The organism is Nocardia amamiensis, assembly GCF_015477605.1.
In the GTDB taxonomy this organism is placed as follows: domain Bacteria; phylum Actinomycetota; class Actinomycetes; order Mycobacteriales; family Mycobacteriaceae; genus Nocardia; species Nocardia amamiensis_A.
In genome coordinates this window covers 40,340-66,030 of record NZ_JADLQX010000017.1, presented here as the reverse complement: position 1 = coordinate 66,030, position 25,691 = coordinate 40,340, and the positions used below count along the sequence as shown (strand labels likewise).

24 protein-coding genes and 2 pseudogenes are annotated in these 25,691 nt (G+C 65.8%); 15 read left to right on the top strand and 11 right to left on the bottom strand.

Annotation, left to right across the window (positions count from 1 at the left end):
- Positions 1-92 precede the first annotated feature (92 nt).
- A pseudogene (locus tag IU459_RS22450) lies at positions 93-289 on the top strand (hypothetical protein); the annotation flags it as partial.
- Between the two features lie 131 nt (positions 290-420).
- Here IU459_RS22450 and IU459_RS22445 read toward each other — a convergent pair.
- The 3 genes from IU459_RS22445 to IU459_RS22435 all read right to left on the bottom strand — a co-directional run bounded on the left by IU459_RS22445 (position 421) and on the right by IU459_RS22435 (position 2,414).
- Positions 421-1,053, bottom strand: coding sequence for a DUF6461 domain-containing protein (locus tag IU459_RS22445; protein WP_228838348.1), 633 nt, complete (start codon positions 1,051-1,053; stop codon positions 421-423).
- 354 nt (positions 1,054-1,407) lie between these two features.
- Complete coding sequence (locus IU459_RS22440; RefSeq protein ID WP_228838330.1) at positions 1,408-1,989, bottom strand: DUF3885 domain-containing protein; 582 nt, start codon at positions 1,987-1,989, stop codon at positions 1,408-1,410.
- Positions 1,990-2,177: 188 nt separating this feature from the next.
- Positions 2,178-2,414 (bottom strand): hypothetical protein, encoded by a 237-nt coding sequence (locus tag IU459_RS22435; protein WP_195131655.1) that lies wholly within the window; start codon positions 2,412-2,414, stop codon positions 2,178-2,180.
- 99 nt (positions 2,415-2,513) lie between these two features.
- Between IU459_RS22435 and IU459_RS38630 the strand changes: the two genes are divergently transcribed.
- Positions 2,514-2,666, top strand: coding sequence for a hypothetical protein (locus IU459_RS38630; RefSeq protein WP_228838329.1), 153 nt, complete (start codon positions 2,514-2,516; stop codon positions 2,664-2,666).
- Positions 2,667-2,697: 31 nt separating this feature from the next.
- Here IU459_RS38630 and IU459_RS38625 read toward each other — a convergent pair whose 3' ends face one another.
- Positions 2,698-2,892 (bottom strand): hypothetical protein, encoded by a 195-nt coding sequence (locus IU459_RS38625; RefSeq protein ID WP_228838328.1) that lies wholly within the window; start codon positions 2,890-2,892, stop codon positions 2,698-2,700.
- Positions 2,893-3,662: 770 nt separating this feature from the next.
- Here IU459_RS38625 and IU459_RS22420 point away from each other — a divergent pair.
- The gene (locus tag IU459_RS22420) at positions 3,663-4,826 is read left to right on the top strand and encodes a hypothetical protein (protein ID WP_195131527.1); all 1,164 of its coding nucleotides are present in this window, start codon (positions 3,663-3,665) and stop codon (positions 4,824-4,826) included.
- 316 nt (positions 4,827-5,142) lie between these two features.
- Here the strand turns inward: IU459_RS22420 and IU459_RS22415 are convergent, their stop codons facing one another.
- Complete coding sequence (locus tag IU459_RS22415) at positions 5,143-5,730, bottom strand: VanZ family protein (RefSeq protein WP_195131526.1); 588 nt, start codon at positions 5,728-5,730, stop codon at positions 5,143-5,145.
- A 318-nt stretch (positions 5,731-6,048) separates the two neighbouring features.
- Here IU459_RS22415 and IU459_RS22410 point away from each other — a divergent pair, with 318 nt between their 5' ends.
- The 3 genes from IU459_RS22410 (at position 6,049) to IU459_RS22400 (ending at position 9,867) form a co-directional block, all read left to right on the top strand.
- Positions 6,049-6,990 carry an alpha/beta fold hydrolase gene (locus IU459_RS22410; protein WP_195131525.1) on the top strand — a complete coding sequence of 314 codons (942 nt, stop codon included), beginning with the start codon at positions 6,049-6,051 and terminating at the stop codon, positions 6,988-6,990.
- 93 nt (positions 6,991-7,083) lie between these two features.
- Positions 7,084-8,517, top strand: a complete 1,434-nt coding sequence (locus tag IU459_RS22405; protein WP_195131524.1) for an ATP-binding protein — start codon at positions 7,084-7,086, stop codon at positions 8,515-8,517.
- A gap of 774 nt (positions 8,518-9,291) precedes the next feature.
- Positions 9,292-9,867, top strand: coding sequence for a transglycosylase SLT domain-containing protein (locus IU459_RS22400; RefSeq protein WP_195131523.1), 576 nt, complete (start codon positions 9,292-9,294; stop codon positions 9,865-9,867).
- A 96-nt stretch (positions 9,868-9,963) separates the two neighbouring features.
- Here the strand turns inward: IU459_RS22400 and IU459_RS22395 are convergent, their stop codons facing one another.
- Positions 9,964-11,187: a helix-turn-helix domain-containing protein gene (locus IU459_RS22395; protein ID WP_195131522.1), complete on the bottom strand. Its 1,224-nt coding sequence runs from the start codon at positions 11,185-11,187 to the stop codon at positions 9,964-9,966.
- A gap of 278 nt (positions 11,188-11,465) precedes the next feature.
- On the opposite strand from IU459_RS22395, the gene IU459_RS22390 reads away from it, so the two are divergent.
- From IU459_RS22390 to IU459_RS22365, 6 genes and pseudogenes are all read left to right on the top strand, one after another.
- Positions 11,466-11,681: a hypothetical protein gene (locus IU459_RS22390; protein ID WP_195131521.1), complete on the top strand. Its 216-nt coding sequence runs from the start codon at positions 11,466-11,468 to the stop codon at positions 11,679-11,681.
- Positions 11,682-11,867: 186 nt separating this feature from the next.
- Positions 11,868-12,453: pseudogene (locus IU459_RS22385) on the top strand (Fic family protein); the annotation flags it as partial.
- A 214-nt stretch (positions 12,454-12,667) separates the two neighbouring features.
- Entirely contained in the window at positions 12,668-13,324 is a 657-nt protein-coding gene (locus IU459_RS22380; protein ID WP_195131520.1) for a hypothetical protein, read from the top strand.
- Positions 13,325-13,414: 90 nt separating this feature from the next.
- Positions 13,415-14,494, top strand: a complete 1,080-nt coding sequence (locus IU459_RS22375; RefSeq protein WP_195131519.1) for a saccharopine dehydrogenase — start codon at positions 13,415-13,417, stop codon at positions 14,492-14,494.
- Positions 14,491-15,102 (top strand): TetR/AcrR family transcriptional regulator, encoded by a 612-nt coding sequence (locus IU459_RS22370; protein ID WP_228838327.1) that lies wholly within the window; start codon positions 14,491-14,493, stop codon positions 15,100-15,102. Before IU459_RS22375 ends, IU459_RS22370 begins: the two co-directional genes overlap by 4 nt.
- Before the next feature lie 202 nt (positions 15,103-15,304).
- Positions 15,305-15,784, top strand: coding sequence for a hypothetical protein (locus IU459_RS22365; protein WP_195131518.1), 480 nt, complete (start codon positions 15,305-15,307; stop codon positions 15,782-15,784).
- A gap of 31 nt (positions 15,785-15,815) precedes the next feature.
- Here the strand turns inward: IU459_RS22365 and ggh are convergent, their stop codons facing one another.
- From ggh to IU459_RS22340, 5 genes are all read right to left on the bottom strand, one after another.
- Positions 15,816-17,177: a glucosylglycerate hydrolase gene (gene ggh, locus IU459_RS22360; protein WP_324198986.1), complete on the bottom strand. Its 1,362-nt coding sequence runs from the start codon at positions 17,175-17,177 to the stop codon at positions 15,816-15,818.
- Positions 17,174-18,262, bottom strand: coding sequence for an ABC transporter ATP-binding protein (locus IU459_RS22355; protein ID WP_195131517.1), 1,089 nt, complete (start codon positions 18,260-18,262; stop codon positions 17,174-17,176). The genes ggh and IU459_RS22355 overlap by 4 nt, the downstream gene beginning before the upstream one ends.
- 13 nt (positions 18,263-18,275) lie before the next feature.
- The gene (locus tag IU459_RS22350) at positions 18,276-19,139 is read right to left on the bottom strand and encodes a carbohydrate ABC transporter permease (protein ID WP_195131516.1); all 864 of its coding nucleotides are present in this window, start codon (positions 19,137-19,139) and stop codon (positions 18,276-18,278) included.
- Positions 19,140-19,344: 205 nt separating this feature from the next.
- Positions 19,345-20,190 (bottom strand): carbohydrate ABC transporter permease, encoded by an 846-nt coding sequence (locus IU459_RS22345; protein WP_228838326.1) that lies wholly within the window; start codon positions 20,188-20,190, stop codon positions 19,345-19,347.
- A gap of 2 nt (positions 20,191-20,192) precedes the next feature.
- Positions 20,193-21,503 (bottom strand): ABC transporter substrate-binding protein, encoded by a 1,311-nt coding sequence (locus IU459_RS22340; protein ID WP_195131515.1) that lies wholly within the window; start codon positions 21,501-21,503, stop codon positions 20,193-20,195.
- An 81-nt stretch (positions 21,504-21,584) separates the two neighbouring features.
- Between IU459_RS22340 and IU459_RS22335 the strand changes: the two genes are divergently transcribed.
- The 3 genes from IU459_RS22335 (at position 21,585) to IU459_RS22325 (ending at position 25,479) form a co-directional block, all read left to right on the top strand.
- Positions 21,585-22,757: an ROK family transcriptional regulator gene (locus IU459_RS22335; protein ID WP_195131514.1), complete on the top strand. Its 1,173-nt coding sequence runs from the start codon at positions 21,585-21,587 to the stop codon at positions 22,755-22,757.
- A 662-nt stretch (positions 22,758-23,419) separates the two neighbouring features.
- Positions 23,420-25,201: a hypothetical protein gene (locus IU459_RS22330; protein WP_195131513.1), complete on the top strand. Its 1,782-nt coding sequence runs from the start codon at positions 23,420-23,422 to the stop codon at positions 25,199-25,201.
- A complete protein-coding gene (locus tag IU459_RS22325) occupies positions 25,198-25,479 on the top strand; it encodes a hypothetical protein (RefSeq protein WP_195131512.1) in 282 nt (93 codons plus the stop codon). The genes IU459_RS22330 and IU459_RS22325 overlap by 4 nt, the downstream gene beginning before the upstream one ends.
- Positions 25,480-25,691 lie beyond the last annotated feature (212 nt).

Here is a 25,691-nt window from a genome sequence, read left to right as displayed (position 1 = left end):
AAGCGAGCACGGAGGCATCCGCGGACTCAGACGACGTCGGGTGCGCGGGAGGTGGGCAGGAGGTGGTCTCGGTAGCGGCTGATGGCCGCGTCCTGCGCCGCGACTTCGACGCTGTCACTGCGGGTTTGACGCTGCCCTGGAGCAGCGGACCGGTCGAGGGACACGTCAACGGATCAAGATGATCAAACGCCAGATGTTCGGCCGAGCAAAGCCGAATCTACTCGCGGAAGCGAATCCTGTTGAGCGACTGAGCAAACCCGACCGCCAGTATCACCAAAATTGTGCCTGATCCCGAACCCTGACCCACCTAGTCCGGGTTAACCGTGACCCACCAGGGTCCCGAACGCACGAAAATGCCGAATTATGTGATGCTTCGTCTGTATCAGACGAAACGCTGGCGCGTGTGGGGCGACTCGGCAGCTACCGCGCGGCTGGGGGTAGGAGCCGGCCGCTGAGGACGGGATGGTTGTTGAGGTCATCCAGCGGCAGCCCGACGCCCAGGTTCTCTGCCAGCCTGTAGAACATTCCGAGGACCCCCAAGGGGCCGTCCCGCAAGGGGCCGTCCCCCAAGGGGTCGTATTCGTCTTCTTCGAGTCGGGCGCCGAGCGCCTGCATCTCGGTGTCGAAGTGGTGTGGGTCACTGCCGGTCCGGTCGGCTGAGGCGAGGCCGGTGGTGGTGTAGAGGCCGGTGATGAGGCGGCCGTCCTCGGCGTACCAGAACACCTCACCCGGTTTCTCGTTGGCGTGCAGCACCAATGCCGCGGTTCCGATCGAGGCGCGCAGCACCAGGCCGCGGTCTTCGACGCATTTCCAGCTACCGTGCTCCCACGCCCAGGCCCAGCTTCCGTAATGCCCTGCGCTGACCACATATCCGCCGTCTGCGCCGAGAAGGTCGCCCAGCTCGTAGCGGAAGTCATCCGGCCCGCGCACCGCCACCGTGTTCTGGTCGACACCCATCCGCTCCAATAGCTCCCGGGCGTTGATCTGACGCGCGAAGGTGAGGCAGAGCAGCGGCAGATCCCTGTCATACAACCACCCAAGGCCACCGGTCATGGTGTTCACGACGCCCCCGACTCGTTGATCGCGATCAAGGTCGGCAAACACAGTCCATGATCATGAAACCAGGCGTCGTCATCAGCTGAAGCAATCACAACGGCTGACACTGCCATGAGACACCGACACCCATGGCCGGGCGGACAAGCCGGTACCACGCACCGGGCTGTTGCGGGACTCGATGGAAGTCCAACGTCCGGATATGCCGCATTTCGCGCTGTCCGAACCGAACGACGCAGGTGTACTGGAAGATCGACGGGCGCAGATCATCTCGGCCCGGCCGAATGCACGAAAATGCCGACTGGATACCGCTCGTAGACGAGTCGGGTGAAACAGCCGTTATCAACGATGAGCTCAAAATCCTTGGGGGTGCTGGGAGAGCCAGCTTGTGTGCCGGTGCATGAGCGTGTCACGTTCGGCGCCACTGGGTAGCAAAACATCCGCGCCGCCGTCGTAGGGATGGTGAATCCGTTCCAAGGATAGGTCAGCGATCATGACCCCTGCGGTGACGTTATCGGCCACGGCGCAGAAGGTCATCGATAGCGCCGCGCTGCCAGGGGATTCGGCTGACGAATAGGTGGGTGTAGGAGATGAACTCGGCGTCGGTCTCGGTCGGATCAGTGCAGACCAGGTCCAGTAGCGTGCATCGAGATGCCACTGCGCGTGGTCATCGGGTCGCGCGGATGGCTCAGGATTGGAGGACCAGTCACAGGTGATGAGGTAGATCTCTTGCTCAGTGAACAACTCGTCCACGACCGTGTTGTACCGGTCGAGCACGATGCCGTACTCCTCAGCAGTTTCTGGGTAGCGCTTGGACATGGGAAGGCTGTCAAACCGTACCCATCGGTCCCGATACGCATGCTTGAGCTCATAAGCCAGCGGGCGACATCCCGGCCACCGTTGTTGCCAGAGCCCGGACAGATCATCGCTACGCATCCGATCACCGTATCCGCAGGGAGTGCGTTGACCACGAACTCTTGCTGGTCAGGAGTAGGTCGTGAGGGTTCGTGGCCGACTCGGTATCGGCGCGTCGCAGATGCCGCGCCTCAGACACACTGTAATCAGCGTAAGACCTTTTGTGTCAAGCGATTCGGCCGGTGCCCTGGGCTGTCGGCGCAGTGCCACTAAAAGAGGAAGATTCCGGCCCCGAAGAAGGTCACTCCTACGGGCAGGATGACCAGAAACAAGATACAGATGCTCACCGCGCAGCAGAAGAGCACCAGAACGGGCCGAGCCGCCTGGTGTACTAACGCGCGAACCCCATCCTTTTTCCCGGTGGCGACCCCCGCTGCGACGAAAACGGTCGGCATTGCGAGCAGCGCGACGACGATGACGATGATGGCTTCCAGAATGGTGTTCACAACCCTCGCGTATGGCGTGCGAGCTTCACGCATGCATGGAGTGCACTGTAATGCCGCGACCCGCACTCGTGCCGCGACCACCAGGCCAACCCGCTGACGATGAGCCGGGCCGAGATCGAACGCTATGTCGGCTGGATGCGCGAAGTGCGCCGGTTCAAACCCGCCACCGTCGCCCGTCGCATTGCGGTGGTGACCGGCTTCTACCGCACCTGCGTCATCGACGGCGTCCTGAAACATTCCCCGGCCGGCTGAATACGTGCGCCGCCCACGGGTCTCGAACGAGTCACCCACACTCGGTCTTTCGCATCTGCGGTTCGAAGCGTTGCTGTCCGCGGCCCGGGGCTCGGTCGGCGAGCCGCGTGGAAATGACGTCCTTCAGCTCGCCCATGGCTTTCGTGAAGGCTGCTTCGATGTCGACCTCGTATCGATGGCCGAGGATCAGGATCGACCAAAGGCAGTCGGCGAGTTCGTGTTCCAATGCTTCGCGCCCGCCGAGCTGGAGCGGGTGCCCTCTGCGGCCATCACCAGTTTCGCCAGGTCGCCGGCGTCGCCTACGAAGCCGAGCATGAATTCCTGCCGGGTCCATGTCCGTCCTCTTTCGGCGAGGTTCAGCTCGTCATACAGGTCGTGTACTTCGACGGCACGTGCTTGAAGGTTCTGGAGGTCCACGTGTCAATGCCTACCAGGAAACTCCGTGCGGCAGCGGATGCGCGCGCCTGGTCACCTACAGAGTTGATGGCCTCCAGCTCAGGCGGCCCGACACACTGACATGCCGATTGCCGTCTGTCGCCAGGGCCGCATCCGTCCGAAAATCGGTGCATGAGTGTCGAAGAATCGATCGGGTTGTGAACACCTCCCCAGGACGGCCGGAATCGCCCGACCAGTCCCGCCGGAGCGCTGTGACGGGCATCCCGCCCAACCGACGTCCGCATATGCCGCTGCGGGCGATCTGAGCAGTGGATACACTGCGGTGCAGAACGTCCGATGATGCCGCGGGACGCACGTACCCCTGGTGACAGACCCGACGTCATGTCGCATGGACGACATAATCGCCTCTCTGGATCGGGGCCGTTGCCGCGTCTTAAGTAGCCGATGACCGCGCACACAGAAGGGCCGCCATCTCGGGATCGGTGTACCGCGGCCTGGCGCCGTGACAGGGCGCGAAAACCACAGAGATCTCTCAACAAGTCATGGGAGCGTCGCCCGACCCGGACCAGTAGCGTCCAGGGCGAACGAAGGAGATCGAACATGATTGGTGGGCGCAACGGATACCTGCTGCTCGGTGGTGCGGCGTCGGTCGGGGCGGGTGCGTTGCACGTGTTTGCCGCGGGACTGCATACCGAGCACGCCACCCTCGCCCGGCTGATGGTCGTGCTCGCGGCAGCACAATGCGCGGCCGGGCTGCTGGCTTCGGTGAGCACGCGAAAGACCATGCCGGTCACGGTGATCGGGGTGAACCTCGTCGCGGTGGTGATCTGGGGGTACACCCGGTTCGCGGGGCTGCCGTGGCCCGACGGCCTCGACATGGCGGAGGCGCCGCAGTTCCTCGACAGCACGTGCGCGGCGCTGGGGCTGCTCGCGATCGCCGGTGCAACCGTCACCCTGGCGCGCCCCGAGACGACACTGCCCACGGCACCGACCGCGACCGCCGCCGGTCTAGCCGGCGCCCTCGCCGTCGCGGCGATGCTGGGCGGCGCCGGACACGTGCACAGCCATGGCGACGGCGGCCACACCCATGCCACCGGCGGCGGCCATACCGACCACGACCACGGGACCGGCACCGCGTGGCCGCGGCCGTGGGATCCGGCGACCCCGGTCGATGTGTCCGGCGTGCCGGGCGTGACCGCTGCGCAGGAGCAGCGCGCGACCGCTCTGATTCGCAGCACCCTCGACCAGCTGCCCGCGTTCGCCGACGTCGGTTCCATCGGCGCACTGGGCTTTCGCTCCATCGGCGACTCGGCCACCGGTTACGAGCACTACATCAACACCGGCTACATCCGCGACGACCGATTCCTCGACGCCACCCACCCGGAGTCCCTGGTTTACCGGGTCGACGGAGCCGATCGGACCCTGGTCTCGGCGATGTACATCGCCAAGGGCAAGAAGATCGACGACCGCGAGCTGGTGGACTACGGCGGGCCCCTGATGCAGTGGCATGTCCACGACAACCTCTGCTGGAAGACGGGCGCCGACGGTCCTCAGGTCGCCGGTGTCACCGACGCCCGGGGCAACTGCCCTCCCAACTCGATCAACCCCGGCGCGGGCAATCCGATGGTCCATGTCTGGATCACCGCCAACCAGTGCGGACCGTTCGCGGCCCTGGAAGGCCACGGCGCAGGGCAGGCGGCCCCCACCGTGGACGGCCGCCGCACCGATACCTGCTCCCACGATCACACCGGCGGACACCGCTGAGCGGCCCCGCGCCCTGGCGTGAACTCGTATGCAGCCCGTTTCTCCCGAAAAGGCCAGCGCTGCTGCGGAACTCACTAGGTCAACGCATGCCAAGTTGTCGGCGTCACCTGCAGCGGGAGCACCACAGAACTCGCCAGGGGTTGGACTGCGACGCAACACCAGGCACCGGCACTCCCCACGCCGACGCCGAACGCACCCTCATGCCGATTTCCATGCATCCAGCGGGATCGGTCTCGAGTGTGGATCTGTCGATCGGGGCAGCTCGTCGCGGATGGCTGGCATCGACCCAGCGGCCACGCACTTCTCGATGATCTCCCTACTCGGGGAAGGTCGGCTGGCCGACGCCGTCTCGCTCGGAGACGACGCCCCGTGTCGGCTCTTCGGGTAATGCCGGCTCGGAACGGTCGGCAATTGCGCGCGACGCCCACAGGTGTCGTGAGAGCTGGCCCGCCAGGCATGCACCGGCCGCGTTCAACAGCACGTCGTCGACGGATGAGTGACGGCCGATAGCGAGGGCGAACTGTGCAGTCTCCACCGCGATCGAAGCTGCTGCTCCCGCCAACAGGATGCGGTACGAACGGGCGAACCAGGGTCGGCGCACGGGCAACAGAAAGCCGAGTGCGGCGAAGACAAGCAGATTCCCGCCGAACTGCTCGATTACCCGGTCGTCGGCCAGTTGCTCGGCCAGATCACGCAGCGGCACGAGATTCAGCGAACGACCCGTTCCGGTCGGCGTGAGGATCATCCACAACCACGGCGCGGTACCCGTCACCATCCCGACATCGCACAGCGCCGCCCGCCACCCGCGCCGCCCAGCCAGCCACCAGGCCAGGAGACCGGCTACCGGTATCGCGGCGATCGCGGCCACCACGACCCCACCCCACGCCTCCCATGTCCCGTTCACACCGCCAGTATCACAACCACCAGCGCCACAGACCTGGCCGAAATCCCCACCCACACAGCCTGCACCCATCGCCGCCCACGCCCAGCGGAGGTCCCTGACGTCCAGTGAGCGCCAAAATGCCCTGTAATGCCGCATACCGGTCTCAGCTCGACACCAGCCCCTTCACCCTGAAACCCATATAGCCGATCGCCCCGCTCATCGCTGATCTCCTTGTCCGCTGCCGGATTCGGCGCTGTGAGGCCGACCACAGGGCGTCACATCACCGGGCACCAGCTCGTCCAGCAATCGAGACCAACTCAGCCAACCACGGAGTGCACCATGAGGATCAGTACCTGGGCCCGCCGGCTCGCTCTCGGACTCACCACCGTCGTCGCGACGCTGCTCGCGATCGCGCTGCCGGGGGCCTATGCCTGGAACCCGCCGGGCTCGCCCGACCGTCCGGCCTACCTCGACCGCATCGATTCCCGTTATGCCGACACCGACCTGGCCCGATTCCATTACACGGTGACCGGTCAGGGATCACCGGTCGTGCTCATCGCGGGTGGTGGGCTGTGGCAATACTCCTGGCGCGACGTGATTCCGGCGCTGGCGCGAAACCACACCGTCTATGCGGTCGACCTGCCCAGCCAGGGCTATACCGAACTGCGCCGCCCCGGCTTCGCGTTCGACCTGCCCGCCATGGCCGAGGCCATCGGCACCTTCTTCGACGCCGTCGGCCTGAATCACGCTGCGCTGGTGGGTCACTCGTGGGGCGGCGCGTGGAGCCTGTACTTCGCCGAGCAGCATCCCGAGCGAGTCGACCGGCTGGCCCTGCTCGATTCGCCGGGCCTCAACGCCGAAAAAGCACCGGTGACACCCCTGTTCCAGACACCGATACTCGGCGAGCTCGCCACAAAACTCACCACCCGCGACTTCTATGCCGACAGCATCCGCGGCACGTTCCACCACAAAGATCTGGTCACCGACGAGATGATCGACGAATTGTGGCCGCCGTTCTCGCGCCCCGACAACCGCGACGGCTTCCTCGCCCTCTGGCGCAACCTCGACTACCGCCTCACCGACGCCGACCTCGCCAAGGTGAGCGCACCGACCCTGGTCCTGTGGGGTGGCGCCGACGAATGGCTGCCCGCCACCCAGGCCGAACGCCTGGCCGCGCGAATCCCGAACGCCACCGCCACGGTACTGCCCGGTTGTGGTCACACAGTGCACGAGGACTGCCCCAGCGAGACCATTCCGCTGATCGAGAACTTCCTCAGCTGAATCGACACCAACGCATCCATCACCCATCGACACGGCAGCCCCGTAAACTAAGATTCAATCTTAGTAAGTATTCTTCTTAGTTCAGGAGGTTGGATGGAGTTCACAGGCAGATCCGCCGACCTCGACCTGCTCACTCGTCAGATGAACTCGGTGATCGACGGTACCGGCACCACCCGTGGCCGTGCGGTCATCGTCACCGGTCGCCGACGGGTCGGGAAATCACGACTCATCCAGGAATTCTGCGATCGGTTGAACCGCGCCTACCTGGTCTTCCAGGCAACGCGCGGCCGCAATCCAGTCGCCGAGCGGGAGGAATTCACCGCCACGGTCGCCCAGTCGGCGTTCGGGGGGGCAGAGCTGGTCAGCGGATTGCAGGCCGGCGACTGGAATCAAGCTCTCCGGTCCCTTGCGATCGCCTTGCCAGATGACGCGCCCTGTATCGCGGTCATCGATGAGGTGCCGTGGCTGGTCGAACAGGATCCGGAGTTCGAAGGCGCGTTGCAGACGGTGTGGGATCGCCACCTGTCGGCCAAGCCGGTCCTGCTCGTCCTGGTCGGCAGTGACATCTCGGTCATGGAGGCCCTCGGATCCCGCGACCGGCCGTTCTTCGGGCGCGCGACGAAAATGACCATCGAGCCACTGCACCTAGCCGATGTGCAGGCCATGACCGGCCTCAACGCCGCCGACAGCGTCGACGCGCTGTTGATCACCGGCGGGTTCCCCGAGATCGTCAGTTCGTGGCGACCAGGAATGAGCCGAGCCGACTTCCTGCGCGACGCGGCTACGAACCCGCTGGCTCCGCTGCTAGTGGCGGGCGAACTCTCGCTGCTCGGCGAGTTCCCGGAGGGAATGCGCTCGCGCGCAGTCCTCGAAGCCATCGGCAGCGGAGAACGGACCTTCAGCACCATCGCCGCGCAAGCCGGTGGAGCGAACGCACTGCCAGCAGGCTCCCTCAATCCGCTACTGAACATGTTGCAGGCCAAGCGAATCGTCGCAAGCGAACTCCCGCTGTCCACGAAATCGGACACCAAGAACAAACGCTACCGAATCGCCGACTCCTATCTCCGGTTCTGGCTGGCCTTCCTGCAACGCGGCATTCCGCTTATCGAACGAGGCCGTGGCGATCTCGCGTTGACCCGCATCGAACGCTCCTGGACGACATGGCGTGGACGCGCTATCGAACCGTTGGTCCGCGAATCCCTCATGCGTCTCCTGCCCGACGAGCAATGGCCCGACACCGAGGCGGTCGGCGGCTGGTGGAACCGGCAGAACAATCCCGAAATCGACCTGATCGGCGCCGACCGCGCACCAGTCGCCAGAGCAGTACATTTCGTCGGCTCCGTCAAGTGGCTCGAAGACCGGCCCTTCGACCGCCATGACTACGACAGCCTTGCCCGCTCGCTGCTCGCAGTGCCTGGAACCGATCACGACACCCGACTCGTAGCTGTGTCCCGATCCGGTATCGCAGAGAATTTGCCGCTGGCAATACATTGGGGGCCGGAAGAACTCGTCCGGGCATGGCAATGACCAGCGACACTCATCTGCCATCCAGCCGGAACAGTTCACGGTCTCCCGGAGCGTCAGGATCAGCCGTCACACTGCTTGATTTCGCAGGTCTGGAATTGGGTAACCGTGGCGCGCACCGCGTCGTCGAGTAAGCATGAGGCGACCTGCCGCGAGGCGTTACGTTTGACAAGCGACTTGTCCACACAAACGGCGCCGCCACCTGACCGTATCGCCAACACCGACGAATCCCGCGACCACCCGACCTCCCGGACGAGAACCCGCAATTGGCGGAGCAGCGAAGGTGTTCGATCCATCAGTGGGCGGGCATTCGGAGGACTTGACCGCTCAGTTCGGTGATCGAATCGAGACAAAGCGTGCCTCGTTACACGAAATTCTGCATTGTGATGCAAATCACGTTTGACCGTAAAGCACCTGGGAGATCAGCATATCCACGAGTCCAGCCAGATGCTCCAAGATCGGCAATATCATTCATTAACTACTTGTTTGCCGTATGTTCATCTACCGTGACCAAGCTGAGATCAGGTCCGGAAGAGACCTGAGAAACCAGCTCCACAGCCCAACGGCTTGTTTCTCTTCGGGTACGGCAGCGGCACCCACGGGAACCATCCCGAGTCGTTCACCGCGTCGCGCCGCCAGGAATTCGAAACCTGGCTTCACAACGAAATCCGAAAACCGCACACGAGCCGAGACGGCGAACTCCACAACCGGTGCCCGCCGTAGATCCGCGCTGTTTATCCGGGCGGATCGCCGCACGATCAAGGAACTGATTTCTCGATGCCTGACGCACGCGTTTCTCCCTTCCGCCGGCTGTCACTTCGCAACGGTGCCGTCCTCGCGGCCGCCATCGGCATGGTCGCCCTCGGTGCCTCCGCCGGGGTGGCGGTGGCCGATGACGCCACTCCGGCGCCCGTCACAGCGGCCGCCGATGCCACGCCGATCGATGGCAAGGCCTTTGCGCTGCCGGTGCTGCCTCCGCTGCCCGCACTTCCTCCTCTGGGCGTCCTACCCCCGCCCGCGCCCCCGGTCTACGAGAACAACCTCGACGGCTGGATTCGCCAATCCCTCGACGTCATGCGCGTCCACAACATTCCGGGTAGCTACGACAGCATCCACCGCAACATCATGCGCGAATCCGGCGGCAATCCCCGGGCCATCAACAATTGGGACTCCAACGCCGCCAAAGGAACCCCTTCCAAGGGCCTGCTCCAGGTGATCGACCCGACGTTCAACGCGTATCACGTCGACGGCACCCCCTTCGACATCTGGGACCCGGTCGCCAACATCACCGCCGCCTGCAACTATGCGGCTCACCGCTACGGTTCGATCGATAACGTCAACGGGCCCTACTGAGCTCGGCCACACGTACGGCAGCGCCTCCTCGTCTCACCGACGGGGAGGCGCTGTCGCTTATGGCGACTGGTCGATGAGGTCGGGTGGCACGAGGTTTTAGACCCGCGCTGCACGCCGGGCCAAGAACTCCCGCACCTCGGGAACGCCAGTGTGGGTACGAACACTGATCGCGATGGCGTCGATTCGCTGGTGCAGGCGCGTGGAGGCGAGACCTGCGATGGTGTCGTAGTTGTCGGCGAGCAGAGCGCATGCTCGGGCGACGTCACCGGCCGTTGCGAAGTTCTCCGCGAGATGGACTTGCCATGCGGCGCGCTCCCTGGGCCAGGCCGACGACTTCTCAATCGCGGCGAGCAGATTTGAGGTTGCCGCAGGGTGCTCACCGAGCCGCATCTGCGCCCAGCCGATACCACCAACGAATTCAGCCTCGGGCAGGTAAACCCAATCCGGGTCGTGCCCACGGGTTGATTCGTATGCGCGGTGCGCCCGGCTGATCGCCGCCGCCATTGCGGACTTGTCACCGCGAACCCCATGAGCTTCGGCTTCCCTGACAGCCATCAACGCCCGCAATTTCGGGCCACCGTCGCGGAGCGAGGCCCGTGCTGCTGCTTGCGCGTATTGCACGGCCAGAGGGTTCCCTGCTGCGTCCTCTCCAGGGCGGCTCGCCATGAGGCAGCTGGCATTCCCGAACGCATGGGCCGCCGCAATCCCGTCACCAGCCGCATTCGCGGCGTTCGCCGCATCCGCGTAGTACCGCCGCGCATCATCGAGACGGCCCGCGTCGTAATGCACCCATCCAGCGGCAGTCATCATCTCAGCAGCGGCACTGGTGAGCGCCCGCCCGACCGCCTCGGTGTAGCTGCCGTGGTCGAGAAGCTGCTCCACGTAACGGACTTGATTCGCTGCCACTCTGCACAGCCGATCGCCACCGACCACCAAATCCAGTTCGTGGATTTGGTTCACGCTCTCAGTGATGGCATCGACATCACTCACACCGACTTTCACGCTGGATGCCGATGCGGCTTTCGACGGAGCGGTTGCCGACATCATGGCGGCCCCCGCACTCCCTAGTACCCCTGCTCTGAAGAAGTTGCGACGGTCCACATCTGCCTCCTGGTCCGACTCCACTACCAGTATGGCAAGCGGAACCTGAAGCGCACGGGCCACAAGCCGCAGAACACGAACATCATGCGAAGCAGGTCCGCCGCGCTCCAACCCCGAAACAGCGGGCTGGGAGAAGTTGATCAGTGCACCCAACTCGGCCTGCGTCATGCCGAGGGACTTCCTGATCCGCCGGATGACTTCGCCGGTCGTCATATGCATAGCCAGCCTCCCCCGATTCATGGTTGATTTCCCCTCAGCATCCACCTCGACAGCGGCGGCATCCGCAGGATATACGCCTCATCCGATAGCCGGAACTGAAACCGGAATCCGCACTCCCACCTGGCTTTTCATGAGGCATACCTTGGCCGCGGCACCCGATGCCGGGCCGACGCCGCACTCGCAGCGGCGCATCAGCCCGACAGAGTGGCGGGCCGGTGGCGAGAGCCCCCGGCATCGGGCGCCGCCTACAACTGGTGCTCGACACAGAGAGGTGTCACGTGTCCGCGAACTCCCTCGCCATCTATCAGCTCATCGCCTTGTGCGACGCAGGCGCGCATCAGGCGCCGGTCCTGCCGCTCACCATCGGTCAAGCCCACGAGGTGATGCAGATTCACGTGTCCTGCCGCGCGAAACGCTGCGCCCGCAAAGCCGCGGCGCGGCAGGTGCTGATCGACGCCGGGAGGATGGTGCCGGACACCGGCAAGCCCCAGTGAAGCCGCATACCCCCGCCGATCCGCCGGACCCGCACCGAACGCGCCACCTGCGCATCGAATTCGGCGCACTGCACGTCGACTACCGAGCCGATGCCGAACAGGCCCGAGAGGTGGCACAGCGACTGGCCCAACACTTTCCGGAGCTGACCGTGACCGTCGACGACGAACTCCGCGACGACTACCCACGATCTGCCGATTCTCGCGCAGGCCGCTATCGCGCATGCCCAGTTCGAGTCGATTCACCCGTTCACCGACGGCAACGGCCGGATCGGCCGCGCTCATCAGCGCGATCCTGCGGCGACGCGGACTCACCCAGCGAGTCACGGTTCCATTGGCATCAGCGATGCTCGCCGACACCGGCCGCTACTTCAGCCAGCTGAACAGATACCGCGATGGACGTGTCGACGAATTCGTCGAGTACGTCGCTGTCGCAACCATCCACTCCTGCGAGGCCGCACAGGAGTCCGCCCGTGCCCTCGCCGACCTCCCCGAACAGTGGCGTGCTCGCGCCAAGCCGCGGGCGAATTCCGCAGACGAGTCGGTACTCGCCGCACTGCTCGACACACCGATCTTCAACGCGGACACGGCGCAGAAGATCACCGGCACCACCGAGGGCAGTGTGTACCGCGCCCTCGGCAGGTTGACCGAAGTCGGCATCCTCGAGGTGCTCTCGGAGAACAAACGCAATCGGATCTGGGCGGCAACCGACGTTCTTGCCGAACTCGACGCTCTCAGCGCCGCCATCGGCAAGCGGACCACCCACAACAGGTAGTTGGCATGCGATCCATCGTGCGCGGGTCTGGCGACAGAGCCGACGAGCGCCCGTCAGGGCTGGTCACATCGATACTCCCGCCAGTGACAACAAGTGTGTGCGCGGGAGCACATACGCTTGCGGCATGTCCCGCTGGAGCACACACGGCAGAAAGAGTGGCTCCACCGGATCAGCTCACAGCGAGAACGAAAGACTCGCGGCGACAACACTTTCCATGGGACACGCGCAGCTGGACATCACCAGCGCGCACAGTCACGGTTCGCTCTCGGATGCCCACGAAGCACCAGGATCAGCCTCGTCGGTTGAACACCATGCCGACGTAGACGCCGAATTTCCCTGCGACGCACCAGAAGACCTGCCATATGCAACGAAATCTCCTGGGCTAGAAGGGGACAACGCGCAGCGTTCGGGCACGGCTGCGCTGATCGGGCTCTGCATCGGCGTGGTGCTTTTGGTGGTCTCCGGTTGCCTGTTCGTCGACCGTTCCACCGAGCAGGCGGCGCCGACCACTTCGCTTCGGACCAGCGCGCCACCGAGCACCACGGCGCCACCCGCCACCACCGCACCCGCACCCGCACCCGCACCCGCACCCGCACCTACACGGGTCCCACCTGCCGCGAGGCTGGGCATCGGCGTGGCCGTCGGAAAGGTCACCGCCAACGACGGTACGACACTCGTTGTCAAGAATCTGACCGGCAGCAGCGTCAAGGTCCGAAGCAACGCGGCCACCAAAATGTACGTCCTGGCTGCCACGCGGGCGGCCGACATACGCGTCGGCACCGTCATCGCCGTCTACGGGCAGAGTCAATCCGATCGGTCGATCCTCGCCAATGTCATCGCGGGCGTCTGGGTCAACGCCTCCCCCAAATGATGTCGCTCAGGCCGCGAGACCGGAGCGACCGCAGACAACTGTCGACACTTGCACATCGCATTTTTAGGTCGGTCGACCTATATTGAGATTGTGAACGACGATCTCCAGTTCGATGCGCAAGGCCCGGTTCTTCTGGTCGGCGGGTACGGGACGGTTGGCGCTGAGGTGGCGCGGATAGCGGCTGCCTCGCTGCCGCTGCTGCTCACCGGCCGGTCCGTGGAGCGGGGCCGGGATCTGGCGGCGGAGACCGGTGCGGCGCTGCGGGCGTGGGATCTCGCGGATCCGGCTCCCTTTCGAGCGGGTGTGCGAGCGGTGGCCGGGCTGGTCAATGATCCCGATGACCGGGTTCTGCGGGCGGCGATCGCGGGCGGGGTGCCGTTCGTGGACATCACGCGCTGGACCAGCCGGTTGCAACGCGCTGCGACTGTTGCCTCCATGCTCGGTCCGACCGCGCCGGTGCTGCTGTCGTCGGCGTGGATGGGTGGTGTCACCAGCCTCGTCGCCGCCCATCTCGCCGACCAGGTTCGCGGGGCGGACACCGTCGAGGTGGCGATCCGCTGGGACCTGCGAGACCGGGCCGGGGCCGACTCGGTGGAGTTCATGGACCGGCTCGGGCTGGATTACGAGGTGGTCGAGGGCGGGCAGCGGCGTACTGTGATGCCGCTCAGTGATGTTCGTCGAACCCGCATCGGGGACCGCGTCACGCGGGTCGCGCGCATCGACACGCCGGAGCAGTTCACACTGCCGCTGACGGTCGGCGCCACCACCGCGGTGACCCGTATCGGATTCAGTTCTGCCGCATCCACTTCCGCGTTGCTTGCGGTCAAGCGAATCGGGTTCTTCCGGTGGGGGCGCGGCGACTGCTTCGCCGCTACGCGGCGGACACTGCTGTATGCGCCGGGTGACGGCGGCATCGCCAAGCTGCGTGTCGATGTCACCCACGGCGGACTCACCCGTACCGCTGTCGTCACCGACCCGGCCGGACAAGCCCACCTCACAGCGGTCGGCGCACTGCTCGGCATTCGCCGAGTTCTGGCGCTGGACGGAGCACCCGCCTCTCCCGGCGTGAGCTTCCCTGAGCAGACACCCGCGCCCTCCGAGGTTCCGGCCATGCTGGCGAACCACGGTGTGCTGATCGACACCGTTGCCGACACCGGCAGGGCCGCATGACCCAGTCGCCTCGCGCCGTCCGGACCACCAAGGGAACCCAACGCCGAAGCGACCTGCTCGACACAGCGGAACGGATCCTCATCGAATCCGGGCACGGCGAACTGACCATGCGCGCCGTCGCATCCGCCGCCGAGATACGGCTGGGCCATTTGCAGTACTACTTTCCGAACCGCGGCGATTTGGTCACCGCTGTACTGAACCGCGCCCTCGAACAGTCCTTGCAACGCCTGACCCCGCTGCTGACAGCCGGCCACCCCGTCGTCGATTTGATCCGAATGCTCCTCGCCGAGCAGGACGACCCACGACTCATGCGCATCTACACCGAAGTATGGGCGCTCGCCGCCCGCGACGAATCGATAGCCGAAGCGGTGCGCGGTTTCTACCAGACCTACCAAACACAAGTCACGCAGGTCATCCGGACACGGAATCCCACGGTTCCCGACGATATCTGCCGCACGCACGCACGCCTCTTCACGATGCTCATCGAAGGCGCGGCACTATTCCGCTCCGGTATCGCCGACCATGCCGACCCCGCAACGGACAGCGCGCTGATCGCAACGGCCGCGGCCATGCTGGCACCACAGAACGCCACAGCGCAGAGCCACTGATACAAGCCGACTCCGACCAATGTGACACAACCGCATCCCGCGCCTCGATGCGGTGCTCGCCGCGCGTGCCGATGTCCGGTCCCCTTGGCCACCGCCATAAAGTTTCGATCGCGGGTATTGCCGAGCGGCAGCACCAGCAGGTGCCAGGATGCCGATCAGGGCGGAGACGAACCCGAATCAGGCGCTGGATCACGGTGAAGAGATGAGGAGGCCACCAATCGAGACATCACACGAGCACGGTGTACCGGCCGAGCGCGGGCAGCACGCCGCTACCGCGCCCGGTTTCGCGGTCTTGATGAGCTCCGTCCTCGGTGTCGCGGCTATGTTGTGCGTCCACTTCGACCGCGCTCCGCTCATCGGAAGCTTGACCTCTGCGGATCAGCTCATTTGGCTGGTGATCGGTGGGATTGTGCTGAGTGTTTCCCTGCTGGTCTGGGCGATCAAGACGCTGTACCTGGTCGGTAGGGAGCACCGGTGGTCGTGGAAGGTCATCGCGGTGCCGACGGTTGTCCTCGCCGGGTTGGTAGCCGGATTGGTATTTCGGCCGGCGGGCTTCGACTCCGAACGCCAGGGAATGGAACAGGTCGCGGTCGAGACGCTGCGCGCGGATGGGCCGAATACCCGCCGAGACCTGAACGTCAGCGGGCTCGACGCAGCCACCGTCCGCGGTGCCGAGGGCTGACCGGCCCCTGCGCCGCAGCCGAATCCCCGGCTCACCACACCCCGCACAGCCAGTCGAGCACCACCGCGGCGGTCCACGACTGGTTCGTGCTGCCCAGCGGCTTGCCGGTGAACGGCTCGTAGTATTCGCCGAACGAGCCGTCCGACACCAAATGCACGCCCTGGGCGCGGAATTCGCTGGCGTGCCGCGGCCAGTCGCGCTGCTCGAACGCCCAGCCGAACAGCCAGGTGAGCACCGGCCACTGCGGACCACGCCAATAACAGCGCGCATCGAACTCCGGAGATGAGGGTGACACCGAGGGCGGCACCGCGGCGAGCAGGTGTGGATTGCCCGACCAGTCCGGACCGTCCAAGGTGGACATGAGCCGCTTCTCGACGTCGGCGGGCAGGCCTCCGCACAGCAGCGGCGCGAACCCGGCGACGGACTCGGTGCCGAGCCACCGGTCGTGCCGGATATCGCGGTCGCGGGCCATGCCGGTCTCGGGATGCACACTGCCTGCGACCGCTTCCCGCGCACGCGCCGCCCAGGCACGCAGTTCGCCGATGTGGCCGGAATCGGCGCCGAGGTCCTCGCCGAGCCCGGCGAGAGTATCGCCGGCCACGGCGAACACCGCGGTGGTGAAGACGTCGCCCACCAGGAAGCTCGACCTGCGCACGACCTCGTCGGGGTGGTAGTTCACCCGCTTCATCTGCTCGATGAGCCACAGGTACCGGTCGTACTCTTCCGCGCTCGGCCGCTCGCTCGCGTCGTTGACCTGCAAAAGGTCGAGCCGCGTGTACGGCGGAAGGTCCGGGCCGGGCACGACGGCCGCGTAGGGCTCGTCCCAGCGGGGAGAGTTGTCCATGCCGGACTCCCACCCGTGCACGATCGATACCAGACCGCTCGCGTCGGGCATACGGTGTCGCACGATCCAGCGATGCCAGCGATACAGCGCGGGCCAGGCGTGCCGCGCGAACCGCTCGGCCAGCTCCGCGTCGGCTTGCGAAGTCTTGCGTGCGATCTCCACGATGCGGCGCAGGGCGATCGCGTGCACCGGCGGCTGGCAGATGCCGGACGTGCGAACGCCGGACGGCACCTGGGGCGCGGAGCCGGTGCCCCAGCGATCCGGGCCCGGAAAGTAGTCGCTGTCGTCGGTGAACACGATGTGCGGGATCATCCCGTCGGCCCATTGGGCGGCCAGCAGCGTATTCAGCTCCGTGACAGCACGGTTCACGTCCAAATAGGCCAGTCCGATCGAGATGAACGCCGCGTCCCAGCTCCACATGTGCGGATAGAGCTTGGGCGCCGCGGTGACCAGGCTGCCGGTGTCGTTGTCCCGCAGGACCAGCGTGGCGCGGGCGACCAGCCGGGCGGGCTCGAAATGGATATCGCGGTCGCCCGCGGCGGTGATCACTCGACCTCCAGCAGCAATCCGGTCTCCGGGTCGTACCAGCGGCAGGCCTCCGGCGGCACGCGCAAGCTCAACGTGCCGCCCTGGTCGGCCCGGAAGCCGGGCGGCGCTTGAACTTTCACTGTCTGCCCGCTGATGTCGGTGGTCAGCAGAGTCGACGAGCCGAGCGGTTCGAGCACCTGGAGCTCGCCGCGCACCGTCACGTCCGCAGGGCCGTTGTCCACCACGATGGCCTCGGGGCGGATACCGAGCCGGAGCGTCCCGCCTTCGAACGACGACAGCGCGTCGGGCACGGCGAGGGACTGCCCACCCAGATCGATGCGCGGCCCGTCGTCGCCCGCCGCGACCGCGCCGGTGAGGAAGTTCATCGGGGGGCTGCCTAGGAAGCCGCCGACGAATTCCGTCGCGGGGTCGTCGTAGACCTCGGTGGGCGGGCCGCACTGGACGATCGCCCCGTCGCGCATCACGGCGACGCGGTTGCCCAGCGACAGCGCCTCGATCTGGTCATGGGTGACGTAGATCGTGGTGGTGCCCAGTTCCGCGACGAGCTTCTTCAGCTCCGCACGGAACGAAAGCCGCAGCAGCGCATCGAGATTGGACAGCGGCTCGTCCATGAGCAGCACGTCGGCGTCCATCACGATCGCCCGCGCCACCGCGACGCGCTGACGCTGCCCGCCGGACAACCGCGCCGGGTACCGGTCCAGGTACGGCGTGAGCTGCAACAGCTCGGCGGCCCAGGCGACCTTGCGGCGGACCTCGTCGGCGGCCACGCCGTGCACCCGCAGCCCGAAGCCGATATTGTCGGCGACCTTCTTGTTCGGGAACACGGCGTAGGACTGGAACACCATCGACAGGTTGCGCCGCCGCGGCTCGAGATAGGTGACGTCCTTGCCGCCGATCACGATCTGCCCCGAGTCGGGCAGCTCCAATCCGGCGATCATGCGCAGCAAGGTGGTCTTGCCGCAGCCGGACGGCCCGAGCAGCACCATGAACTCGCCGTCGGAGATCTCCAGCGAGACCTCGTCGGTGGCGCGCGCCGTGCCGCCGGGATAGGTCTTCACCAGATCCCGGACCACCACTTCAGCCATCAGCGAACCCCTGTCATCTGAGCGTCGTCCCCCACATGTTCACCAGGTAGCGCCGCATCACGAAGATGAACAGCAGCGCCGGGATGATCAACGCGAAACCGCCCGCGAAGCGGTACGCGGTCGACGCCTCGTCCAGCGCCGTGAGCACCTGCGCGGGCAGCGTGCGGTGCCCGAGTGTCACGATCGTCGCGCCGAGGATCTCGTTCCACGACAAGACGAATGTGAAGATCGACGACGCGGCCAGGCCCGGCAGCGCTAGCGGCACCACGATCTTGCGCGCGGCCTGCCAGCGGGTGCAGCCGAAAACCCGCGCGGCCTCCTCCAGATCGGGCGGCACCGCGACGAAGATGCTCGCCGTGATGAGCACGGTGGTCGGCAGCGCTAGCGTGGTGTGCACCAGCGTCACGGCGAACACCGTGTCGTAGACGTCGATCCGCAGGAACATCGTGGCGAGCGGCACCGAGAGCACCACGATCGGCAACGCCCGCACGAAGAGGATGAAGACCTGGTAGGTGTCTTTGCCCCGAAAGGCATGACGCGCCAGCGCATATCCCGCCGGTGCGCCGACCACGAGCGACCAGAACACCGTGTAGAGGCCGACGAGCACAGAGTTGCCCAGCGCCGGAATGGTTCCGGTGGCCCGGAAGAACGCGGTCAGTGTCTCGATGGAGAAGTCCGTGGGGATCAAGGGTTTCGGAAACTCGTTGAGCGCCTCACGTGAGGACACCGCAGAAAGTCCGATAAGGACGATCGGCAACGCCATGAACAGGGTCACGGCGAGGCAGGCCACCTGCACCCACACTCTGCGCCAGCGGCGTCTGCGCAGCGGCGCACGGTCGATAGGGGGCAACACGCGCCGTGCCTCGGTCTGGGTCATCGCGATTCCTGTGTTCTGCCGGAGTGCCCCCACTCCGCCGCCGCGATGAGCGCTGCGCGGTCGTGTCTCATCGCGCCTCCTGTCCTGCGGGGGTCCCCGCACGCCGTCGACCCGGTGAGCGCTGGGCGGTTGTGCCTCATCTCCCCTCCTGTCCTGCGCGAGTTCCCACACCCCGTCGGCTCGGTGAGCGCTGCGCGAGCGTGTCTCATCGCGCCTCCTCCGGCTGCCGGACCGTCCGCAGGTAGAACACCGCGGTGGCGAGCGAGATCGCCAGGACGATAAGCGACACGGCGCTGGCGACCGCGGGGTTCTGCAAGTTCGCGTACCACTCGTAGGTCTCACCGACGAGCAGCGGGAAGTCACGGCCGGTCAATGCCTGCGCGACTGCGAACGCCTGCAGCGCGAGGATCGTCCGCAGGATCAGCGCGACCTGGAGACTCGGTCCGAGCAGCGGCAGCGTCACGTGCCGCAGCCGCTGCCAGAACGTCGCGCCGAACACCTGCGCGGCCTCGTCATAGTCGCGGGGAATCATCTGCACGCCCGCCACCACGATCACGAACACCAGCGACGTCGCGCGCCAGATCTCGGCGATCACCACCGCGAGCAGCATCGTGCCGGTGTTCTGGTAGCTGAGCCATTGCACACCGTCGTCCGAAAGACCGAGCCCGACAAGCAGTGAGTTCAGATAGCCGCGGTTGTCGAAAATAGACAGCCACACCAGGCCCGCGGCCAGTTCGGAGATCGCGAGCGGCAGGCACCACAGATAGAAGTGGCCGCCCGCGAACCGCGGCCGTGCCTGCATGAGCAATGCCATGCCGACGGCGAGCACGAGCTGGATCGGCACGACGATCACGATCAGCAGGAGCGTGTTGCGGAGGGCGCTGAAGATATAGGGGTCGTCGAACAATCGCTCCCAGTTGGCGAGCGTGAAGCCGTCGTCACCGCGAAAGGCCTCCAGCACGCCCTGCGCGAGCGGCCAGCCGAACAGCGCGAGCATGAGCACGATCGAGGGCAACAGCAGGATCCACGGAGAGCGCAGTCGCGACATCATGGCTAGCCCACCCGGCAGAGGTCGGCGGCCGGGTCGGGGGCCCAGCACGGCACTTTCAGGTCGTCGAGGATGCCTTGCAGCACCCGCGCCTGCTGATCCAGGGTGGCTCGAATATCGGCTCGGTCGAGCACGATCGAGCGGAAGCTGTCTTTGAACACCTTGCTCACCTCACCTTCGCGCTGGCCGAGACCCACCGGTGGCAGCGAGAGAATGGCGCCGGGCGCTTCCTGCTGGCGGCGCACCGCGTCGGCCTCGAGTTGGACGGCCGGTGGCAGGTCGTCCGGGGTCGCCGTGTCGACCGAGGGAAAGAAGCCGTTGGAACGCAGCAGCCGGAGTTGGGTTTCCGGGCGGGTGAGCGCACTGATCGTCCGCTGGGCGAGTTCGGGATCCGAACTGCCCTTGGGAACCGCGAGTCCGGCGATCACCGCCATGTAGCCGAGGCCGTGCGCGCCGCGCGGGGCGGGCAGCATCCGCCAGTTCCGGGGGTCGCGCTCCGGCGCGTCGACAAGGCGGACGACGTGATCCCACGCCACGCGCACCTCGCCGCTGTCGAGCGGCTCCTGCATGAAGTCGTAGTTCGTGCTCGACGGTGCGCAATTGGCCCACAGGTCACGGAAGTACTGCCACGCCGTTACGGCCTCGTTCGAGCGAAAGGTGGTGATCTGTCCGCCGGTGAAGGAGGGCAGCAGGAAGCCTTGTGTGAACCGGTGCAGCAGACCCTTCGGGCCAGCGGGCAGTCCGAGCATGGGACGGTTGCCGTTCGCGCGGCGCGCGGCAATGGCCCAGTCGAGGAACTGGTCATAGGTCAGCGATGTGGCGTCGACACCGGACGGCAGGTGCTCGAGCGCATCAGCGTGCGCGGCAAGGACGTAGCTCGCTGTGGCCCAAGGGATGTACCACGTGCGATCGGTGCCCACCTTGGCGAGTTGCAGGTAGTCGGCGGACCAGCCGCGATCGCCGAGGTCGGCGAGCAGGCCGGTGAGGTCTTGCAGATAGCCGTCGGCGAGCGGCGCGATGTCGCCGTGCAGCCCGCCGAGCAGGCCGATCTGCGTCGAGCCCGCGTCGACCTGGCTGCGCACCTGGCTGGAGAACGGGCTCTCCTCGATGGTCACGTAACCCACGCCTGGTGCGGTATCGGCGAGCAGGCCGCGGAACCGCTCGGCCTCGTCGGCGGGACGGAACTGGGTGGACAGGAAGATCATGCCGCCGTTGCCGCTGGTCGGGAAGCCGGTGCAGGCCGCGGCGGACAGGGCCGCCGCGCCGGCGCTCGCCGCGCGCAAGAAGGATCTACGCGTAACACCGGATACCGACATGCATGGCTCCTGTTCGGGCACACCGGGTTTCGAACTTTTGTCAGTTTGGTTAACGTAAGTCCGGTGGGGGATATTGTCAATATGCCCGCGACAATCTCCACGCCGTCGAGCCCCACCTCACCGGGACATGTGCTCGCCCTGCTGCGCGCCGCCGGCCCGCTGACGCGGCTGGAACTGCAGGAACGTGCGGGACTGTCGCGAGTGACGCTGGTCGAGCGGCTGGATGTGCTACGCGCCCTCGGCCTGGTTCGCCAAGCGGGCCACCGGGAATCCAGCGGCGGACGGCGTGCCGAAGTGCTCGCGGTCGACGACACCGGCCGCACCGCGCTGGTCGCCGACCTCGGACAGAGCCACGCGACGCTGGCGGTGGTCGACCTGCGCGGAACGGTGTTCGCGCGCGAGGACCATCGGCTGGCGCTGCGTCACAGCCCACGGGAGATCGTGCCGATGCTGCTCGACGCGGGGCGGAAACTCTTGCGACAGACCGGGCGAGCGGACACTCTCTGCGCGATGGCGCTGTCGGTGCCCGGGCAGATCGATCATGAACGCGGCGTGACCGTCGCGCCGCCGACCATGCCGGACTGGAACGGCGCGCCGCTGCGCGAGCCGTTCGCCGACGCGCTCGGTGTCCCCGTTCTGCTGGAGAACGACGCGAACGCGTTGGCGTTCGGTGACTTCTGTGCGCTGGGCCGTCCAGCTGCGACACTCGTCGGAGTCAAAGTCGGCACCGGAATCGGTGCGGGCGTGGTGATCTCCGGACGAGTCCACCGGGGCGAGAGCGGCTCCGCCGGCGAAATCGGGCACATGCGGATCGAGGGCAGCCAGCAGCGTTGCAGCTGCGGCCGCCGCGGGTGCGTCGCGGCCGGCGCCAGCGGTCAGGCGCTGGCCCGCGAACTGCGACCGCTCGGCGTGCGCACGGTGGACGATGTCGTCCGGCTCGTCGGCGACGGCAGACCGGACGCGATCCGGTCGGCCGAGAAAGCCGGACGACTCGTCGGGACCGTGGTCGCGACAATGGTGTCGATCGTGAACCCGACCTACGTCCGCGTCGGCGGCGCGATCGGCGTCCTCCCACCGTTTCTCGAGGGTTTACGACGCACCGTCGAGTCGAACGCGCACTCCAGCGCACTGCGCAACCTCGACATCGGCCCGTCGCAGCTGGGCGAGAACGGCGCGTTCGTCGGGCTGGCCGGACTGGTCGCGGACGAGATGCTGTCACCGGAAACGGTGGACGCGATGGTCGCCGCGCGATAGGGAAGCCGGTTCTAGTGGGATGCATCCGAGTAGCCCACGCGCTGCAATCCTCGTGGCTGCGGGCGAAACGCGAGTAGCCCTCTACATGCTGTGCCACTCGACCGACACGAATGGTAGTCAACCAGGCACCCGTTTCGAACGCGCTTGCCGTGTAATTGATGTCAAGGTTCATTCCGCGTGTCCTCAGCCTTGGCCTTCCTGCCGATCCGCGCCAAGATGTTGACAACCGAGGGTCGCTTAGGTGACAATTTTTGGAGCGTCATAGCTGCGCCTTCTTCCCGACATCGCGGGAAACTTTCTCTCAACCAAGACCTTCGGCTAGATCCGATCGAAGCCCCGAACCTGCCGGTTCGGGGCTTTCGCGTTCCGGACTACTTGGTACCACAGTCCCGCACAAAACGTTTCACGCCAGCACAAACAAACGGTGGGCTACCACCGATCCGGACACTGCGTGCGCGCTCCGCCCAGGCCTGTACTGCGCTAGCCGACGGGTTTCCACCGCACTCAGTTATGTGAGGTATCAAAATGATCATTCCCGGCCCGACCCCGGCTCGGCTGGCATGCTCCGGTATCCGGCTACACAGACAATCGGTCGCTCCACGCCTTACACCAGGCGCGGGTAGCCCTCTGCCGCAGCATGACGCGACTGCACGACAGGCGGCGTGACGGTGGGCGATTTGTGGTGGGTCGGTAACAACCGCGCATGGCTGGATTCACTGGTCCCCGCGTTCGTCGGCGACCCCGACGCTGATGCTGGGCAGGCCGACCGTGGTGGGCGGGTGCATAACTTCCATGGGATGACCCCGGCATCCGCTGCCCGGATGCTCGAGCGCATCGATGCGCGCCGGGCCGTGACCGCCGAATTTCAGGCAGCCAGAGCAACGAACTCCGCTGTGGCCCAGACGATTCCCGAACCCGTAGCGCCACCCTCCGCGGTACCAGCCGCGCCGGTTGTCCCGCCGGTGGTCAAGCCCGTCCGCTACGACACGGGACTGACCGCACCGGGACCGACGAACAACCAACCCTCCCCGCAGAAACCATCGACCTCCGCACAAGAACCGAAAGACCCCACAACCACCGGAGCCAAAGGCCTGGACAGCACCGATCCCCTGACAAGGCAACTCCTCGGCCTCGCCGAACCTGTCGAGCAGAAACCAGCCGCAGAAGGATCACTGCCGCACCTGCTGTCCATCATCGAGGAGAACCAACCCCAACCAGCTCCTCCCGCCACCTCGCTCGAACCGTACAACCCTAAAACCCCGGGCATCGTCACCTCCGGCGCGCCCGAACGGACACTCACGGGCTACAACCCCTCCGAAGACACCTACGAGCAGATCACGATCCCCGCTCAACCGGACAACCTCAGCCAGGCCAGCAGCCCCTATCCGGCATCCAAGACACGAGTCGACCTCGGCAACGGCACAACCGGTTACGCGGTCCTGAACTCCGCAGGCGAGCTGCTCTACCTCGCCGACGCCAACGGCACCCCCCTCCCGGATCAGTCCAACGCCGGGCAAGCCTTCCTGGAGAAGGACCCGCTGGAGAACACCGCTTCCTTCGGTGCAGGGGTGGGCCGCAGCGTCATCGACGCCGTCGACGGCGCCGCAGCGATGGTCAATATCGGCAGCGACGAATTCGACGAAGCATGGTCCGGCGTCGGCTCCCTGTTCGGCATCGGCCCCGATGACGGCCCCGGCGTCGCCGACTCCTGGAAAGAGCTCGGAAAAGGATTCCTCGCCTGGGACGACTGGGCAAGCGGCGACTGGGCCTACGCACTGGGCAAATCCGGCACCAACGCCCTCACCCTCGGCCTCGGCGGCTCCGGCGTCGGTAAGCTCGGCCGACGAGCAGGCGAAAAAGCGGGCAAAGGTGCCCGCACCGAATTCGGCATCGACTTCAACGACCTCCCCGAATCATCGCCGAACAAGACCCCGACCAAAGAAACTCCCGCCGACAAGTCAGATACACCCGACGGTAGGACACCCGAACCCCGAAGCCCCCACACGAACCCCACCGACATCCAGCAACCCCCACCGGGCACCACCCACAACCCACCCGACGAATTCGCAGCCCCAACGCAGGACGCGCCCGCCGTCGGACCAGGTCCTGTTCTGTCGATACCGCAGCGGCTCGAGATCCTATACAACCGACTAGGTGAACTCCCCGAGCCGTCGAGCGCTGATGAAGCACTCAGCCAACTCAACTCGACTCTCGTACATATCGAGGATGAGTTCAGTGGGGTGCCAGCGAACCCGAATCCTGGATTGAAGCCCGACGGACGCATGTATCCGCCGCGGGAGGACTTCCTCGAACGGAACCCTGATGGTGGGATCATTGCGACAACTAGGGGAAACATCATCGAAATCGACCCAGATGGATCGATGCGGATCTTGAATCGAAAGACCGGCGACGTAGTATACAGCCGAAAAGGACGTGAACGTTGAACATGCGTGAGCAGGACTTGGACTCTCTGATCCGATCCGCGGTCGATGCCGCTATATCGATCGACACCAGACATTTTTCATCCGGCGCGATCGACGTGGACTTGCGGTGGGAAGGCCACCATGCCGTGATCCAAGGTGTCCGTAATGAATGGGGTGTCTCCGTGGATGTACCCGACGACGAGGGCTTCCGCGGTCCCGACCATGTCTTTTCATCACTGGAAGAGGCACTTTCAGCCGCACAGGAACTCCTGCGATCCGCAGATAAGACCGCGGACTGACTGGCGGCAACCCCCAGCTATACCAGAAGATGCAGCCACCCAGACGGCGAGAACGGTGATGCGTACCTGCGTGCCTCATGCGAAGGTCGGCGACGAAGCCGGCGATGCGCCGCGGGTCAGGTCGACCAAGGCCGCCAGGTCTGGGCTCCGGATTCTTCTCATCGACCCGCGCACGCAGCCGGGTGACCAGTCGTGACTTGATGTGTTCCCCC

Coding starts and splice junctions, on each gene's coding strand:
- IU459_RS22445 (WP_228838348.1), bottom strand. CDS start 1,053: ATGACCGGTGGCCTTGGGTGGTTGTATGACAGGGATCTGCCGCTGCTC.
- IU459_RS22440 (WP_228838330.1), bottom strand. CDS start 1,989: ATGCGTAGCGATGATCTGTCCGGGCTCTGGCAACAACGGTGGCCGGGA.
- IU459_RS38630 (WP_228838329.1), top strand. CDS start 2,514: ATGAGCCGGGCCGAGATCGAACGCTATGTCGGCTGGATGCGCGAAGTG.
- IU459_RS22420 (WP_195131527.1), top strand. CDS start 3,663: ATGATTGGTGGGCGCAACGGATACCTGCTGCTCGGTGGTGCGGCGTCG.
- IU459_RS22410 (WP_195131525.1), top strand. CDS start 6,049: ATGAGGATCAGTACCTGGGCCCGCCGGCTCGCTCTCGGACTCACCACC.
- IU459_RS22405 (WP_195131524.1), top strand. CDS start 7,084: ATGGAGTTCACAGGCAGATCCGCCGACCTCGACCTGCTCACTCGTCAG.
- IU459_RS22400 (WP_195131523.1), top strand. CDS start 9,292: ATGCCTGACGCACGCGTTTCTCCCTTCCGCCGGCTGTCACTTCGCAAC.
- IU459_RS22395 (WP_195131522.1), bottom strand. CDS start 11,187: ATGCATATGACGACCGGCGAAGTCATCCGGCGGATCAGGAAGTCCCTC.
- IU459_RS22380 (WP_195131520.1), top strand. CDS start 12,668: ATGGGACACGCGCAGCTGGACATCACCAGCGCGCACAGTCACGGTTCG.
- IU459_RS22370 (WP_228838327.1), top strand. CDS start 14,491: ATGACCCAGTCGCCTCGCGCCGTCCGGACCACCAAGGGAACCCAACGC.
- IU459_RS22365 (WP_195131518.1), top strand. CDS start 15,305: ATGAGGAGGCCACCAATCGAGACATCACACGAGCACGGTGTACCGGCC.
- IU459_RS22355 (WP_195131517.1), bottom strand. CDS start 18,262: ATGGCTGAAGTGGTGGTCCGGGATCTGGTGAAGACCTATCCCGGCGGC.
- IU459_RS22350 (WP_195131516.1), bottom strand. CDS start 19,139: ATGACCCAGACCGAGGCACGGCGCGTGTTGCCCCCTATCGACCGTGCG.
- IU459_RS22345 (WP_228838326.1), bottom strand. CDS start 20,190: ATGATGTCGCGACTGCGCTCTCCGTGGATCCTGCTGTTGCCCTCGATC.
- IU459_RS22340 (WP_195131515.1), bottom strand. CDS start 21,503: ATGTCGGTATCCGGTGTTACGCGTAGATCCTTCTTGCGCGCGGCGAGC.
- IU459_RS22335 (WP_195131514.1), top strand. CDS start 21,585: ATGCCCGCGACAATCTCCACGCCGTCGAGCCCCACCTCACCGGGACAT.